This window comes from Neobacillus niacini (assembly GCF_023715415.1).
Classification (GTDB): domain Bacteria; phylum Bacillota; class Bacilli; order Bacillales; family Cytobacillaceae; genus Neobacillus; species Neobacillus niacini_C.
Genome location: NZ_JAMBOB010000106.1, coordinates 1 through 245, shown reverse-complemented (window position 1 = coordinate 245; position 245 = coordinate 1). Strand labels below are relative to the sequence as shown.

The following is a 245-nucleotide window of genomic DNA, read 5'->3' as shown; positions in this document are numbered from 1 at the left end:
TGGAAGCGTGGTAACATGTGGAGCTGACTGATACTAATCGTTCGAGGACTTAACCAATTTTTAAAGGCAAACTCGTTTTACAAAACTTCTTCTGAAATTATCTAGTTTTGAGGGAATGATACCTCAAAAAAATAGTCTGGCAGCAATGGCGAGAAGGTCACACCCGTTCCCATACCGAACACGGAAGTTAAGCTTCTCAGCGCCGATGGTAGTTGGGACTTTGTCCCTGTGAGAGTAGGACGTTG

General features: G+C 44.1%; 1 rRNA gene. It reads left to right on the top strand.

The annotated features are described in order from the left end of the window. Positions 1 to 135: 135 nt before the first annotated feature. Positions 136 to 245 (top strand): 5S ribosomal RNA (gene rrf, locus M3189_RS26775); the annotation flags it as partial.